Consider the following 18,028-nt stretch of genomic DNA (forward strand, 5'->3'; position numbering starts at 1 on the left):
AATGTAATAAAAATAACAAATAAGTAAGAAAAGAGGGATGAAATGGAGAAAGAAAATAATGGACACAAGAATTCTTCTCCCCATCTTTTTAAGACAGACGGAGGCAAAACGAAGTCTAATACAATTGAAATTCCAGGTATTAATTTGCCTAAAGGTGGAGGGGCGATAAAAGGCATTGACGAGAAGTTTTCAGTAAATGCAGCGAACGGGACTGCAACATTTTCTATTCCTCTTCCTTTCTCTCCAGCTCGCGGAGTTTCACCAGAAATGAATATTGCGTATAACTCAGGAGGTGGAAATGGAGTTTTTGGTTTAGGATGGGCACTGAATCAGGCATCTATAAAACGGAAAACTGATAAGGGTCTTCCGAGGTATTTGGATGTGGTCGATTCAGATTCGTTCCTTTTTTCCGAAGCAGAAGATCTTGTTGCTGAATTTGAAAAAGAGTCAGATGGCAGCTTTAAAAAAGATACCAAAGATAACTTTATCATTAGAGAAAAAGATTCCTCAGACGGCCTGTTTACAATTAGGTATTACAAACCTCGGATTGAAGAGGTATTCGCCAGAATCGAAAGATGGTCAAATAAAAAGTCGCAGGTAATAAAATGGCGGGTCATTACAAAAGAGAATATAACGACGCTGTTTGGTTGGACTGCTGCATCGAGAATTTCCAATCCGAATGATGAGAACAAAGTATTTGAATGGCTGCCTGAATTTATTTTTGACGATAAAGGAAATTGCACCCATTACATTTATAAGAAAGAAGACCAAGCGGAATTTGATTATATGCTGTTGCATAATAGGAATCGCTTAGAGGCTGGAGAAATTACTTACACTAATTTATATTTAGAAAAGATTTTGCATGGCAATAAAACACCATATAAAAATATGGGTGATCCTTATCTCGATGAAACGGATTATTTATTTCAAACGGTTTTTGATTACGGGGAATATGCGGTTAAAGAACCTTTTCTGAAAGTGAAGGATTGGAATTTCAGGAAAGATGCATTTTCAGAGTATAAGAGCGGTTTTGAAATAAGAACTACGAGACTATGCAAACGGATTTTGCTGTTTCATTGTTTTTCTGAACTTCCAAAGGGTTCGGCTTTAGTGAAGTCTCTTGAATTTGAGTACCATTCCGCTAATGAAGAAGCTTTTACTCTTTTAAAGTCCGCAACAACACGTGGGTATATTAAAAAGCCGGATGGCACGTATACGAATAAAAAGCTGCCGCCTATCGAATTTGAATACCAGCAGCACAATTGGAATGGGAGGGTCAAATCCATTTCACAGAACAATTTAGTTCACGCACCTATCGGACTTGATGAACCGCAATATCAATTTATCGACTTATTTAATGAAGGTCTTCCAGGAATTCTGACAGAGCAGAGCGGAGGGTGGTTTTACAAACATAATTTAGGGGATGGCAAATTTGCGCAGGCACAACTGGTTTCTCCCAAACCTTCTTTTACAGGATTAGGGTCACGTCTGCAATTGCTCGATTTGGATGCAGACGGCCGCAAGCAGCTAGTCAAACTCAACGAAGAACCAAAAGGTTATTTTGAATTAAGTGATGAAGACGAGTGGGAAGTTTTTCGGCCTTTTGAAACTTTGCCAAATATTGATATGCGAGATCCGAATTCCAGGTTGATTGATTTAAACGGAGACGGCAAACCGGAAGTTTTGATTACGGAAGATAATATCTTTACCTGGTATGAATCTGCTGGGAGAAAAGGGTACACGCAAGTTTATAAGGAGATAAAATCAACTGATGAAGAAAAAGGGCCAAATCTGGTTTTTGCCGACTTTAAGCAAACGATTTTCCTGGCGGATATGAGCGGAGATGGTTTGACAGATCTCGTTAGAATCAGAAACGGAGAAGTCTGTTATTGGCCGAACCTCGGATATGGAAAGTTTGGCGCTAAGGTAAATATGGATCATGCACCAGTCTTTGACAGCAGCGAGGCCTTCAATCCATCCTATCTGCATCTAGCCGATATTGATGGATCCGGCACTTCTGATATTATTTATCTGGGCAAAAATAAGTTCACTTGTTGGATGAATTTAAGTGGAAATGCCTACAGCACCATTCCATTTGAAATGGATACTTTCCCTGAAATCCATGATGAGGCAAAGTTCACGGTTACCGATTTACTTGGTAATGGGATTGCTTGTATTGTCTGGTCGAGCCCTTTAGAAAAGGATACCCAAGCTCCCTTAAAATACATTGATTTGATGGATAGCAAGAAGCCTTATCTTATGGTCTCTTACAAGAATAATCTTGGCAAAGAAGTTGCACTGGAATATACTCCCTCTACTAAATTCTATATTGAAGACAAGTTGGCAGGCAATCCCTGGACCACTAAGTTGCATTTCCCCGTCCATTGTATTTCAAAGACCGAAACAAGAGATGAAATAACTGGCTACCGGTTTACAAGCTCCTACAAGTACCATCATGGTTATTATGACCATGAAGAAAGAGAGTTTAGGGGCTTCGGCATGGTAGAGCAAAAAGATGCTGAAGAATTTGAAACCTGGAAAAAGGGAGAGGCAAGCAATATCGTGGATGAACCTCTGCATCAGGAGCCGGTAATTACAAAAAGCTGGTTTCATCTTGGAGACTTTGCGGATAGCGGAGATATTCTCAATCGGTTTGCCCATGAGTATTGGCATGAGGAAATGGCAAAGCGAGGATTTTCTGTTACAAACCATGAAGTTCCTTTACCGGACGCAAGGATTATCGCTGCACCGGAAATAAATAACTCTATTATTGAGCAGTTCAGTGCCAATGAATGGCGGGAGGCTTTGCGCGCTTGTAAGGGGATAGGGTTACGTACAGAAATCTTTTCTCATGATGCCCCCTCGGCAGAAGCGACACTTGAGCAGATCCAAAAACAGCTTACTCCTTATTCTGTAACAACTAATAATTGCGTAATCGAATTATTACAACCGAAAGGACACAATAAACACGCCATCTTCATCGTTAAAGAAAGTGAATCCATCACCTATAGCTACGAGCGCAATACAGATGACCCTCGCATTGCTCACAAACTTAACATCAAGTTGGATGAATATGGGAATTTTCTGGAATCTGCATCTGTGGTTTATCCGAGAAGAAAAGCGGATAGTTTTTTGCCTGAAGAAACGCAACTAGCCCAAGATAGAACATTAATCACCTACACACAAAGAAGCTTTACCAATGACATCGATGAGGAAAATTCGTATAGACTAAGGCTTCCGGCGGAAACAAAAACTTACGAACTGAGGCTTCCAGTAGAACCAAAAACTTACGAGTTGAACAATGTGCTTAAAACCGGCTCTTTATATTCAGTGGATGATTTTAAGGACATTCTTACAATTGCGGAGGAAGTAGCTTATCACCATATTGAACAGAAACCTATTCCCAATACTTCACAGAAAAGATTGATTGAGCATATACGCACAATTTATCTTAGCGATAATTTAAAAGATGCTTTGCCATTGCATCAAATGGCTTCTTTGGCTTTTCCTTTTGAAAGCTATCAATTAGCTTATACTCCATCTCTCGTCAATGATGTTTATGGAGGGAGAGTTAACGAAGAATTGATGCTAGAAGGCAACTTTACTCATACAGAAGGCGACGGCAATTGGTGGATACGTTCTGGAACTGTCCAAATTGTTGAGACAGGAGAAACCGTATCCGATGCTCAAAACCGGTTTTATCTGCCGATAGCCTACGTTGACCCTTATAACTCCAAAACAATAGTGAAGTATGACAACAAGTATCAATTCTTCATCGAAGAAACAAAAGACGCATTAGGCAATAAAACAACAGTCGAACTTTTTAATTTTAGGACATTATCTCCGCAACGAATGAGAGACCTAAATAATAATATCTCCGAAGCTATCATAGATGAACTTGGCATGGTGAAGGCTATGGCGATATTTGGAAAAGGAGATGAAGCTGATGACTTAATGGACATAAATGAATTTTCTTCTTCATCCGAAATTGCAATCGCCAACAAATTGTTTCAGGCCACGTCCTCCGACATGTTGATTTCACAAGGGAAAATGCTGCTGAATCATGCAACGGCAGCTTTTGTCTATGACTTTGATGCATATTTGAAATCTGGAAAACCGGCGGTAATTGCTTCTATCGTAAGAGAAGAGCATTTTCGGGAAAACAACGATTCACCGGTGCAAATCAGTTTTGAGTACTCAAATGGTTTAGGGCAGGTTGTGATGAGAAAAGCGCAGGCTGAGCCGGGGCTGGCAAAACAAGTAACCGTGAATATCGACGGTTCTTATATAGTGGCGGATGTCGACACTGCCGCACTTAACCCGAAACAGCTGAGATGGATTGGCAACGGCCGAACAGTGCTTAACAATAAAGGCAATGTCGTAAAACAATTCGAGCCGTATTTTTCAATAACACCGAGTTTCGAAGACTTGAAAGAATTAGTGGAAACGGGAGTTACGCCCATTATGTATTATGATGCGCCGGGACGGCTCATTAAAACCGAAATGCCCGACGGCACTATGTCGCGCACTGCATTCGATTCATGGAAACAAATCCTCTATGACCAAAACGATACGGTTTTGGAATCTTCCTGGTTTCATAAACGGACGAACCGCCTGATGGATACTGAGCTCATTGAGGCAGGAAAAGACCCGGAAAGGGAAAAAGCGGCTGCCGATAAAGCGGCCAAACATGCTGATACTCCTGTAGTCCAACAATTGGATACCTTGGGGAGACCAGTGTTGTCAGTTGAACATAATAGGCATCCGGATGGAGGCGATGATGAGTTTTATCTAACTATGGTTGACCTCGATATCGAAGGCAATCTACGTAAAATTACCGATACGCGTGGAAATGCAGTCATGCAGTATAAATACGATATGCTGGGCAACAAATTCTATCAAAACAGCATGGATGCCGGCCAAAGATGGCTATTGATGGATATTTTAGGAAACCCACTTCGCACGTGGGATGAACGAGGCCATGAATTCCAGTATTTTTACGATACTTTGCACCGGCTTACTGCTAGTAAAGTTATCGGTGGTGACAGAAATACCCCTCTTGATCATATCGTCGAGCGGATATTTTACGGGGAATTAGAGGACAAACCTGAGCTGAAAAACCTCCGGGGTAAGCCAATCAAGCATTATGATACCGCGGGAGTTTTGGTGATGTCTGAATATGATTATACAGGAGAACCGAAATCTACAACTCGACGTCTATTCAAAGATTACAAAAGTATTACTAACTGGATAGATGCTAACTTAGAAGTAGATCTTGAGTCTGCTAGCTTTACTTTTATTTCAGAAACAGATGCTTTAGGAAGAGCAACAAAACAGACGGCGCCTGATGGAAGTATTACGACACTTTCTTATAACGAGGCTGGTTTAATGAATAGCGAAAGTGTTGCACATATCAATCCGGCCATTACGACCATTTATATAAAAGATATAAACTACAACGAAAAAGGTCAGCGAAATCAAATAGTATATGGGAATGATGTCATCACTTACTTTCATTACGATAAAGAAACTTTCCAGTTAAGGCAGTTAGAAACCAAACGGCAGAACAAAGATGCGCTACAGGATTGGCGTTACACATATGACCCATCAGGGAATATCACTCATATAGAAGATAAATGTATTCCAACCACATTTTTTAATAATCAAAAAATTACTGACATTTCTATTTATACGTACGATGCTCTTTATCGTCTGGTGAAAGCATCCGGACGGGAGAATGATACGCAACTTTCATTTGACAGCAAAGACAATTGGAACGATTCTGCTTTCATGAAGCAATTGAATCCGGGCGACCCGATCGTCATGCGCAATTACACTCAAAGTTATCTCTATGACGATGTGGGCAATATTCTCCGGACGAAGCATCAAGCATCCGGCAACAGTTGGATTAGAAATTATAAGTATGAAGATGCAAACAACCGGCTCATCAGAACACAAGTAGGTACTAGCACTTACAACTATCCACATCACCCGGACCATGGATTTATAACTGCTATGCCTCATTTGGAAGATATGACATGGAACTTTAAAGAAGAACTCATGCGAACGGTTCGCCAGAGACGCATCGACGGTGGAACGCCTGAGACCACCTATTACCAGTATGACGGGCAAGGGCAGCGGATAAGAAAGATAACCGAGAACCAAGCTGACACAGGGAAGCAGCCCGAAAAAAAAGACGAGCGGATTTATATCGGAAGCTACGAACTGTATAAACAGCATAGTGGCGAGGATGCAGGAATGGAGCGCAGCAGTTTAAGCCTGACGGACAAAGGGCATCGATTTGTCATGGTAGATACCGAAACGAAAGCTGACATTATTTCTGGAGTGTCAACGGGAAATGCAGATCCTGTCCAAACCGTTCGTTATCAATTGCATAATTACCTTGGTTCAGCAGCACTGGAACTGGATGAAACGGCACAAGTCATTAGTTATGAGGAGTATCATCCTTATGGCACGACTGCTTATCAGGCTAAAAATGCAAGTATTAGGTGTGCTGCAAAGCGTTACCAGTATACAGGGATAGAGCGGGATGAGGAGAGTGGGTTGGAGTATCATATTGCGAGGTATTATGTTGTTTGGCTGGGAAGATGGCTAAACGCGGATCCAATTGGAATTCAAGATGGGATAAACGGTTATAGGTACTGTAAGAATAATCCTCTTTATAACAATGATCAAAGCGGCACACAATCCCATCCTATAATAAATAATGCAGATCCAAACGACCCAAATAATTACGTTTCTTTTGAAGATTTTAAGTCCGGTGCGCTGGGGCCTTCGTGGAACGAAAAAGCGTTAAGAAGCGATTGGAATAAGGCGAATCCAAATTCCAATATACCTAATCCTTCTATTTATATCATAAATCCAAAAACCGGAAAGGCAGATATATTATCTATTGAAGATGCTAGAGAGAAACTAAGTGCGTTATCTGAAAAAAAATTTGAAGAGGAACTTGGAAAAGCTGATGTATTAATTTTACGTAATAACAAGTTTAGCAAATCCATACAAGAAACTGTTGATCAAATAAATAAACCTTCTTTAGCACCGTCATTAATGGGTTTTGCTATACGACTCTTACAAGAAGATACTAAACAGTTTAAAGGTGAATTTCCCTCAAATTATTATGTCGATTTTAGCACTAAAGTCATTATGGAAAGTATAAAACTTTATGGACCGGAATCCGGAATCGAAACCGTTTACAATGCATTTGGAGTTAAAAGCGATGAGTCTTCACAAGGCAAAGCAGCTATGCACATGTATGAATCTTTGGTAGGTAATAACGAAAATACTGGTTTTGACAAAGTGCAACATTTTGTTGCATCAGCAGCTTTAGAGTATAAGCATAAAAATTTGAGCATATTAACTGACCTCAAACAATATGCTAAAGAAATAATAAGTGACGAGTTAAACAGTTATATTAGTTCTGATAAAGGTTATGATCGGGAAGACATGTTAGCCAACAATCGGGGTCAAGCTTTTGGAAATAAACTATATAGACGTTATCAAAATGATATGGCTTTCGAAATTAAAAAAGCTGTATGGTCTTTTACAATATTAATGCACTGATTTCTTTGGAAGCAACGAAGATATATCTTGTACCATACACTTCAAATAACCAAATATTTAAATGATTTTTCCGTAGTTGAAATAAGCTTACTAAGAAGTAAGTTATCGTTTGCGCATATTATTTATAAAGTTATAAGTAAAAAGATGGTTTGTAGCTTCTATTTTTCTTTATAAATTCTGTAGTTTCTTGAAAAAGTATAAATAGAGGAGAAGGTAACCATGCCAAATAAGGATTTAAATAATTTAACAAGCAAACTCAATCTTTTTAAGTTTGATTTAAAAGAAGAGTCACAACAAAAATTATTTGAAGAGAAATTTAAAAAAAATAATGGCGATTGGTCTGCGTTGAAATCTGAACTTAATAAGGAAGCTATTTTTACTCCTGAGATTATTAATGATCTAGAATTCACACATCATTTGACAAATTGGAGCGAAGACGATGAAAATCTCGTTTCGGCTTTTCAAAAAGATGAAAAAATAAAATCGTTGCGTGATATTGCGACAAGTTTCAATAAGCCGGCGTTTATCGAAAAACTGAAGGGTTTCGCTAAAGAAGGAGTAAAAGAAGAAGAGCAGGAAAATTATGCTATTAATCTGCACCGGGACTTATTTAAAATAGAGCCAACTGCACTAGTAATCAACATGATTAAAGATCAGCAAGTTCCTATATTGAATGATAACTTGGGCAGTGAAATTCAATCAGTTTTAGAAAAGCGACCTGACTTCAACATCAAGAATCATTCAATTTATGAGTTGATAAAAGATAAGGAAGCGTTGCAGGAGATTCCTGCTGATCATCAAGAACCTCTCATAGCTAATCTAAAAATCTTACAGCGAATTACGGCGATTAGTCCTGACGCAGATGCAGTTCCAGCACTTTACAATGCTAATTTGCATTCTGCTATTCAAATTTCAAATATCCCTCAATCAGAATTTATGGCAGTTATGAAAAAGAGCGGCTTAGATGATGGTACTCTATCAATAATTTATACAAATGCCCAGCAAACTCGAGTGCGTAATGAGCAGGCAATAATGACATTAAGAGAAATATATAAAGGCACCGGTATAGATATGATTGATAAAAGTATGGCCTTGAACCCTGCACAATTAGAGAAGGTATTGCCGAAGCATGATATTTCCTGGGATTTGCTTTTTAATGATGCGAACTTCTGTGAATGTGAAGAGTGCAGTTCAGTTTATAGCGCAGCCGCTTATTATGTAGAGTTGTTACAATATCTGCGCAATAACAACCTTGATGCCGGCTCTAATAATCCGATACCTATTAAACCTAATGCAAAGGATATTACAGGGACCCCTCTTGAAAAGCTATTTAACCGGAGACCTGATCTAGGTTATTTAGAGCTTACCTGTAAAAATACAAATACGGTTTTGCCCTATATTGATTTAGTGAATGAGGTTATGGAGAATTACGTAGCATATAAAAAGCCACGGCCTTTTAATGTAAAGGATGAAGAGTCTGGGGAATTGCTTGCTGAACCACGGCATACAGAATATCAGGCATACGAAACGTTGAAAGGAGAAGTCTATCCATTCACGCTGCCTTATCATCAAGCTATGGACTCTAAAAGAATTTACTTAAGAAATCTAGACACAAGCCGCTATGAACTGCTTAGAAACTTCAGAAAAAATGATTCAGCTGATGAAGAAGTTGCAAAATTAAAAGATGAAGCATTGAATCGGTCGATTGATGCAGAATTTTTAGGGTTAACGAAAGAAGAGTATGTGATTTTAACAAAAGAAAGTTTTGAAAACAAAAGCTTGATTGGCAAGCTAAAAGCTAAAGATTATACGGATGAACAATACAGAGACTTGATCGGAGTAAAACCGACTTGGGAATATTATGGCTATAAAGATAAAAGCGCTATGTTGGGAGATAAAGGCCTTTCACTTATTAAGGAAGAGTTTCTGCATCGTACAGGCATTGATTACATCAATCTTGTCGAATTACTAAAAGCTAATTACATTAATCCCTATAAACTTAAAGGGAAAGCGAAAGTTATAATGGAAAGTTTGCACGTCAATTACCGTTTTTTGCAATATTATTCAAATAAACATGGAATTGATAAAATGGCGGAAGAATTGAGCAAAAACGGGAACCTGTCAGTTCTTACCCCAAAACAAAGTGAGCTTCTGGATTTTCCAATTATTAAAGAAACCACTAATGGATCTAACTCAGGTCAGGTAGAAATGAGCATCTCTAAAGAAGACATTGTTCTTTGGGTAAAAGATCATTTTGAGAAATTGGGAAAAGTGATTGTAATTGAAGATGGAAGAGATTACGCGAATGGAAAAATAAACAAACTTGCAGGAGATGGAACAGAGAATATTGGAAGTATAGAAGACGCTAAGCTATTCTTTGATGCTGCTGATGGAAAAATAGAAGTGGGAAGTATAGATAGAACAAGCGGAAAAGTAGCACTCAAAGATGCACAGATCCCTACAGAATTGAGTAACTTGGAAGACTTATTCTTCATCGATGAAAAGGGCGGAAAAGGAATATTTGTAGTAGACGAAAGTGAAATTCACTTGATCTTTTTACAGCAAAAAGAAACATGTGATCTTGATTCAGCTTTGCTCATGCATTTAGACGGCACTTCCTTAACTATCGAAGAGTATGATAGAATTCATCGTTTCATACGTCTATGGAGAAAATTAGATTGGACAATCGATAAAATCGATAATGCTTGTGCTACATTTAGTGAAATTAACAATACGTCTAACTCGACTTCGGGAGATATTTTGTCTGCAAATGAAAAAGATATATCTGTGCAAAACTGTGATATAAATCCACACTTGCTTCATCAACTTACCGCTGTGAAGAAGTTGTTGGATAAAACCGGACTCGAGCTAAATAATCTGCTTCCTTTGTGGGGAAATATTAGCACTAACGGGGAAAAGCCGCTTTATCATCAGCTATTCCTTACCTATAATGTCTTAGGCATCGATAAAATATTCAAAGAAGATGATAATGGAGAGCTTCTTGCAAGCGATGCTGAATTGCTCAATCATATTCCAGCTGTAATGGCGGCTCTCAATCTTTCCGCAGATGATATATATAGAATTATGCAAGATACCGAAATGAAGAACCGGCTTACTTTACAAAACTTATCCACTCTTTATCGCCATCGATTATTATCAAAACTTGTTGAGATGCGTATTCCAGCTTTTCTTCAAACACTGAAGTTACACGGCGATGTTTTTCAAGACGCCTTAGCAACTTTAAAGTTTTTGGAAAATTTTGATAAAATAGAGGCGTCCGGTTTTTCCTTTGAGCAATTAAATTATATTTGCGAAAACCAGGAATATAAAGAGCATCCGTTAGTCCCAACCCAGAATGACCTTCTGCAATTGAGTAAAACTTTATATGACGGTTTGAATTTAATTGATGCAACATACGGAGACTTGAAGACAGTCGAAACAAATGAGTCATTATTAGAAGATGCGGATGTTCAAGAACAGGCCACCACTGAGCTAGTAAGAACAAAAATAAGTTTGCTTTTCGAACCGGAAAGCGTTGAAAAGATTATAGGGTTATTGGAAGGGACCAATATATTCATAGCAAATGCAGCGCAAAAGCTAAAAGTCAAATTGCCTAAGGTCAGCTCTTTAAAATCTAAACTTAAATATGATGAGGATCACGGCACTGTACAGATTACAGGGATACTCACTCAGCCTGAATTGGATGAGTATCGTAGTGTCAACAAGAAAACGGAATGGATTGGCGCATTGGATGATATCCAAAGGCAGCAGTACAGATTATTTCATGAACTGTTATCTGGTTTATTCAATGACGACAAAAAAGAATTAGAGGAAATTATAAAATCTGGAGATATATCAATTCCGTTAGATAAAATTAAAGCAGGAGAAAAGGATGTCAATACGGCACCTCAGAAGCGCGCTGCATTTCTGGCGGTATTTATGCCTTATTTGCGTCAGCAATTAGCCCGGCGTTTTATAGTGGCAACACTCGCTGAATTTTTGGAACTAGACGCAAAAATCACGGATGTATTAATCTCGGAAATTATACGGAGTAGGGCCACATCAATGCCAATTTATGATATTTTTGAAGATTTGAAAGAAAGTGGAGAAACGGGAGAAAACAATTGGAGCGGCTTCATCATTCCGCAAACAAATGCAAAATATACTTTCATCATTAAAGAAAGCAAGGAAGAACCGGCCGTTCGTATTGATGAAATGAATCTAAAATTGACAAAAGAAAGTTCTGCAAACGAGTGGTGGAGTGAGCCTATAATTTTGCAGGCAGGTAGATTATATAAAGTGGCAACTGAAAAAGCTGAGCTTGATCATATATTCTGGAAAACAGCTACATCACCTGTTTCTTCTATCCCTTCATCAGCCTTACTGCCTGACTTTATTTTAGAGCGATGCAAACCAGCTTTGATTGCTTTGCAAAAAGCAGCTATCCTTGCTTCCAACTTCAATTTAAATGAAGAAGAACTCCGTTTTTTCAGTGCTTATAAAGCCGATTTTGATCAACTGGATTTTAATACACTTACATTTAACGGCTGGCTGCGTTTAGAATCCTATAGTGAACTGCGTAAATCACTGCCACAGCAGAAGATAAACCTTTTGGACTTTTGGAAATGGATTCACCAGACTGAAGCGGAAGAGAAACGATTGATGGATAACGCACTTGATCGTTCTGAGCAGGAAGAAAAACGGATAAAACAATTAATCGTTAATAAAATAATTGACCTTACTGATTGGAAAGAAGACCAAATCAATAAGTTGATTCAGGAAGAGCATTTCAACTTCGAAAAGCTAGCAGATTACCGGAACGAAAAAAACTTACTGAAATTGCAGGAAGCTATAATAATTGTAAACAAAATAGGGGTCGACCCCAGTCTGCTTTTTGACTGGGCGATTGATGATACAGATTTTAGTACTACTCGTAAAATAGCCGAAAGCATAAAAAATGCTATGCGATCCAAGTACAACCAAGCGGATTGGGAGCAAGTTATTAAACCAATCCACGATCAGTTGCGAAATAATCAGAGGGGGGTTCTGATAAGCTATTTATTGCAACAGAAAGAATTGAGAACCCAAAATGTTCCGGACGCAGAAGGGTTATTTGAATATTTTTTGATAGATGTTCAGATGGAGCCTTGCATGGAAACTTCGCGCATCAAACAGGCTATATCCTCTGTGCAACTATTTATACAACGTTGTTTGCTAGGCTTAGAAGAGCATAATGGCATAAAGCCGGATGTATTGGATAGGAAACGGTGGGAATGGATGCAGCGCTATAGAGTTTGGGAAGCTAATCGAAAAGTCTATTTGTATCCTGAGAACTGGATTGAAAGCAATCTTCGCGATGACAAAAGCCCTTTCTTTAAAGAACTAGAAAGTGAATTATTGCAAAAAGATATCAATAAAGAAAATGTGACTGAGGCACTTAAGTCTTATCTTTATAAAGTTGACGAAGTGGCAGATATGGAAGTAATCGGATTGTATGTTGATGGACTAAATAATGGGACAGTCTGGAGCGAGAATGCTAAACTCCATGTCTTTTCCCGCACACGAAATGCGCCATATCTGTTCTATTACCGCTATTTAGCATTGGACGAAATGAACTGGTACCCATGGGAGAAGATGCAAGTTGATATCCCTAGCTATGATGTGGAAAATCCTGAAACGCAGGAAGTAGAAGATAATGGATGTTATCTTCTACCACTAGTATGGAACAATAGATTATTAATATTCTTTCCCCAAATAATGAAGAAAATAAAATCTAATCCTAATGCTGAAGGTAAAACTTATAATACACTTGGCGGTGAGGCGACAGAAACATCAAAGCCTATTGAACACTTCGAAATCAAAATGGGAATGAGCGAATATAGAAACCGAAAATGGACACCCAAACAAATTAGTAAAGATGCTAGTTATACTTTTCCATTATCTAATGAGCAGGTTATTAAATATTTTAAATTCACACCTATCATAGAAAACGATAAGGTGACAATTGGAATTGAAAACCAATCAAATTTCTCTGAAAACAAGAAAGAAGTTTATGAAGCAACATTTGAATATAACGGAAATTCTTTGTTATTTAAAAGAAAGTTTGGATTAATAATCTTTATTCCGGAATTTTTAAAAAAAATGACTCAAAAAGATAGCTCCTTTATCAAAGCGGCTAACGAGATTAATACGGCTAAAAGTCTCTACTCTGTTAAGAATATTCAGGATTTTAAACCCTACTTTCCAATTATTGAGCCGGATTTAAAAACAAAAGAAGAGTATATTCATTTCTACGAAAAAAGATTCAAAAACGTAATGTCTGATTTGGATCCTAGCCAAACCGAATTTCACCACCCTCATATTCGGAAATTATTAGGGAAAGTTAATTATGGTAAGTTAGAGGGATTTTTCAAAGAAAACTTATCAATGAAAAGTGATGACTTTGGTCCGTTTGATCACGATGATAATTCGGGAACTCCAAGTATTTATCACGAATTAAAACGCCCATATTCGCTTTATAATTGGGAATTATTTTTTCACGTACCGATGGTATTAGGCGAGACTCTCAGCAAGTCCCAGCAATTTGAAGAAGCGATGAAGTGGTTCCATTATGTGTTCAATCCGATTGCTGAAGGAAACGAGGATAATCGGTTTTGGCAATTTACTTCTTTCAAAAACATCAATAGCCAAAATGTTTTAGAAAATATCTTTAATAATCTGAAGCCCAATACAGCAGATAAAACAATTAATGAATGGAGAAATAATCCTTTTATGCCGCACGTAGTAGCACGTAGCAGGTCGGTTGCTTACATGAAATGGGTAGTCATGAAATACATTGACAACCTTCTTGAATGGGGAGATTATCTTTTCCGCCAAGACACGATTGAAAGCATTAACCAAGCAACTCAGTTATATGTCTTGGCAAGCCATATATTAGGACCACGCCCAATGATGGTACCGAAGCGGGGGGAAATAGAACCTCAGACTTATCTTGGTCTGCTGGATAAATGGGATGCTTTCGGTAATGCAATGATTGAACTGGAAGTGGCTGCGCCGTTCAGTAATCAACCAACTATGATTTTTGAGGCATTAAACAAGGAAATTCCTCATTCCAATATTTTCGGTTCCGTATCGACTTTGTATTTTGGTATTCCAAAAAATCCAAAACTTATGAGTTACTGGGATACAGTGGCTGACAGGTTATATAAAATCAGACATTGCCAGAACATGGAAGGTGTTTTCCGGAAGCTGGCCCTGTTTGAACCGCCTATTGACCCGGCTTTACTGGTTAAGGCTGCCGCACAAGGATTGAGCATCGCTTCTGTATTGAATGATTTAAATACACCTATGTCAAATTATCGCTTTTACTATTTACTTCAAAAAGCGTTGGAATTGTGCAATGAATTAAAGTCATTAGGAAGTTCGATGCTTTCTGCAATCGAGAAAAAAGACAATGAAACCATTGCGCTGATTCGTGCGAAACACGAAGGAGCCATGCAGAATCTGTTGATGGAAATTAAGGAAAAGCAACTTGAAGAAGCACAAAAAAATCTTGAAAGTTTGATTCAAAACCGGAAGGCCCCAGAAGCCCGAATGAAATATTACTTGAAGTTAAGCGGCTTATCTGAGGATTTAATACCTGCAAAAACAGCTGATTTCACTGAAATAGAAAACAATATTGCAACTGTGGAAGGAGACAGCGGATTAAAGTTGATATCTTTTGAAAAAGAAGATATGGAGAAAGCGAGTGAAGCTCAGAGATTGCAAAAAGACATAGGGATAATGGAAGCATTGGCAAGTACTCTTCATGTAATCCCGGTCGCTACTGCTGATGCCAAACCACTTGGTATTGGTGCCGGTATATCTATTCATGGACAAATGTTTGGAAATGCTGCACAAGCAGTTGCAAAAAGCCTGCAACTACATGCAAGCGATGTTTCTTTTGGGAGTTCTAATGCAGGCAAAAAGGGCAGTTTTACTCGAGCTTTACAAGAACGAATTTCTCAAGCCAACGCGGCCGGTTATGAACTGAAGCAGATAGATAAACAGATAACCTCACAGGAAATCCGAATTGATCTTGCTAACCAGGAAATAACAAATCAGCAAAAGGCAATAGATAATGCGAATGAAGTGGAAGAATTTATTAAGAATAAGTATACGAACGAAGAGTTATACACTTGGATGAGGGGCAGCTTGAAAACTTTATATCACCAAGTTTATAACATGGCTTACGAACTTGCCAAAAAAGCAGAGAAAACGTATTGCTTTGAAAGAGGCATCAGCAGCGCTAATTTCATTCAGTCTGGATATTTTGATGCGGGTAGAGATGGATTGTTGGCGGGCGAGCAGCTCTATATCGGCTTGAAACAACTTGAAGCGGCCTATCAAAACGAACGGGGACATGATTATGAGATAACCAAAACCGTTTCGCTATACCAAATAAGTCCTCTCGCAGTGATTCAATTAAGAGAGACAGGGACATGCGAGTTTTCCCTTCCGGAAGTTTTGTTCGACATGGATTATCCGGGCCATTACAGACGACGCATCAAATCGACAGCTGTTTCAATTCCTTGTATTGCTGGACCTTATACAGGTGTAAACGCCACCTTAAGTTTATTGGGGAATAAATTTAGAAATACAGCTCTGGGCGGGAAAAAGTACGAGGAAAATGTTGAGGAGACAGATGATCGGTTTAATTCTTATGCTATTCCGATTAATGCTATAGCTGCAAGTTCAGCTCAGAATGACAGCGGGATGTTTGAGCTCGATTTTAAAGATGAGCGGTATTTGCCATTTGAAGGTGCAGGAGTCATTAGCAAATGGCGTCTAGAACTGCCAGCCTTTAGGCAGTTTGACTATCGCACCATACCGGATGTAATCCTTCACTTAAAGTATACGGCGAATGAAGGCGGCGATCGGCTCAAATCTGCTGCGACCCAATCTGTCTCAGAGAGCCTTAAAAAAATTAAGCAGGAACTTAATGAAACCGGGCTGCACATGGCTCTGAACATGAAGCATGATTTGCCGAATGAATGGGTTCTGCTTAAGAAGAAGGGCGCTGTCGAATTGAAAATTGATAAGTCGAGGTTGCCTTATATGGCTCAAAGTATTAAAGTTGCTGTTGAACATTTGATGCTCATTGCCAAAGTAAAAGATAATCCAACAACTTTCGCAGTTGGAATCGGCATTAAAGATGGAACTGATGTAGAAGAAACAAGTCTTGAAAGGATCGCTGAATGGGAGCTTGTTCAAGGAGAGAGCACAAAAATTAAATTAGATGAGCCTTTCACCTTGTCAGTGGACGCTGCACAATTGAATAACTTGGAAGAATTGAATTTAATTGTGAAGTATATGTTTTAAAATACTTGCTCAAGCGGCGCCCTGGGACTGGATTTTACTTCAGACCTTCACAGCTATCAGCAAACGGTTCGATATTACACATGGATTGATCTGAGGTCAGCATCGCATATGACCTGCCACTGTAGTACGTCTGTGTCGACTGTAACATCTTCTCGGAAGGCACAATCGATGAAATCCAGCAATACACAGGTAGAGTCGCTCGACTCATCAACAAGTTGGCGATCCACTTCTTGCATTATGCCTCAAAAAACGGCTATCAAATTATTGATGACCGCATGGTGAAAAAATGATTGAAGGAGAACTCGCCTAGTTCTCCTTTTTTGTTCGAAGACAGGTTGTTCCACAGATTCGGGCCATTAGATACCGTCAATTTCCGGGATTTTGGTCATGTTCTTAGCAGAATATACTCGACTTATATAGAAAGGCAACTTATTTAGTTATTTTCAATCCGTTGGAGGATTTGCAGTTTTGCAGTTCTTCGGGCGTTAACGCCATATAGGAAAGTATCATATAAAGTTAACCTATGATTGCTTGTCGGTAGCAAAAAATATAAAGAATGAGAAAGGGAGGTATCCAGTTAGTAAAAGGTATCTTTCTTAGTTCATCATTTATTTGTTCGCAAAATACTTATTTAACGAACAAATAGAGTGAGTATATTCTAAATGAAGATAGAGCGGCAGTTATTCAGTAACTGCTGTTCTTATGTTAGTTTGTAAAAGTGTACTTCTAGGAACAAATCTAGAAGAGAAATTGAATGCCACGTTCCCCCCAGAAAATTATTGGACGATGGAAGCCAGTCCATTCATAGTTCTCTGTGAAAAAATCTAAAAGAATCTTACTTCTAATGAATCTCCCACCTTCTATTTTTAGAATCGGTAGAAGATATGGACGCACAGTGTTCAACAAAACTAGCCATTCGTTAGAGATTTCCAAATAGAATCAGCTAAAAGCTAAAGTACTACTTATTGATGAAAACAGGGGCGAGAAGCGGCTATTACGAACGGGATCCGAGGATAGAAAGAAACTCTAGATATTAAAAAGAGGGAGCGTGCTGATGCAGCATGTTCTCTCTTATTTGATTTGT

2 protein-coding genes are annotated in these 18,028 nt (G+C 38.6%); both read left to right on the forward strand.

What is annotated here, in order from left to right; all coding sequences use genetic code 11:
* Positions 1-42 precede the first annotated feature (42 nt).
* Positions 43-7,584, forward strand: coding sequence for a SpvB/TcaC N-terminal domain-containing protein (locus QWY16_RS09675; protein WP_300993148.1), 7,542 nt, complete (start codon positions 43-45; stop codon positions 7,582-7,584).
* 219 nt (positions 7,585-7,803) lie between these two features.
* Positions 7,804-16,944: a Tc toxin subunit A-related protein gene (locus QWY16_RS09680; RefSeq protein WP_300993150.1), complete on the forward strand. Its 9,141-nt coding sequence runs from the start codon at positions 7,804-7,806 to the stop codon at positions 16,942-16,944.
* The last annotated feature ends 1,084 nt before the right edge of the window (positions 16,945-18,028 follow it).

This window comes from Planococcus shenhongbingii, from assembly GCF_030413635.1.
GTDB classification, from domain to species: domain Bacteria; phylum Bacillota; class Bacilli; order Bacillales_A; family Planococcaceae; genus Planococcus; species Planococcus shenhongbingii.

Bases quoted from the DNA above. Each gene is read 5' to 3' on its own strand.
- QWY16_RS09680 (WP_300993150.1), top strand. From the start codon at position 7,804: ATGCCAAATAAGGATTTAAATAATTTAACAAGCAAACTCAATCTTTTT.
- QWY16_RS09675 (WP_300993148.1), top strand. From the start codon at position 43: ATGGAGAAAGAAAATAATGGACACAAGAATTCTTCTCCCCATCTTTTT.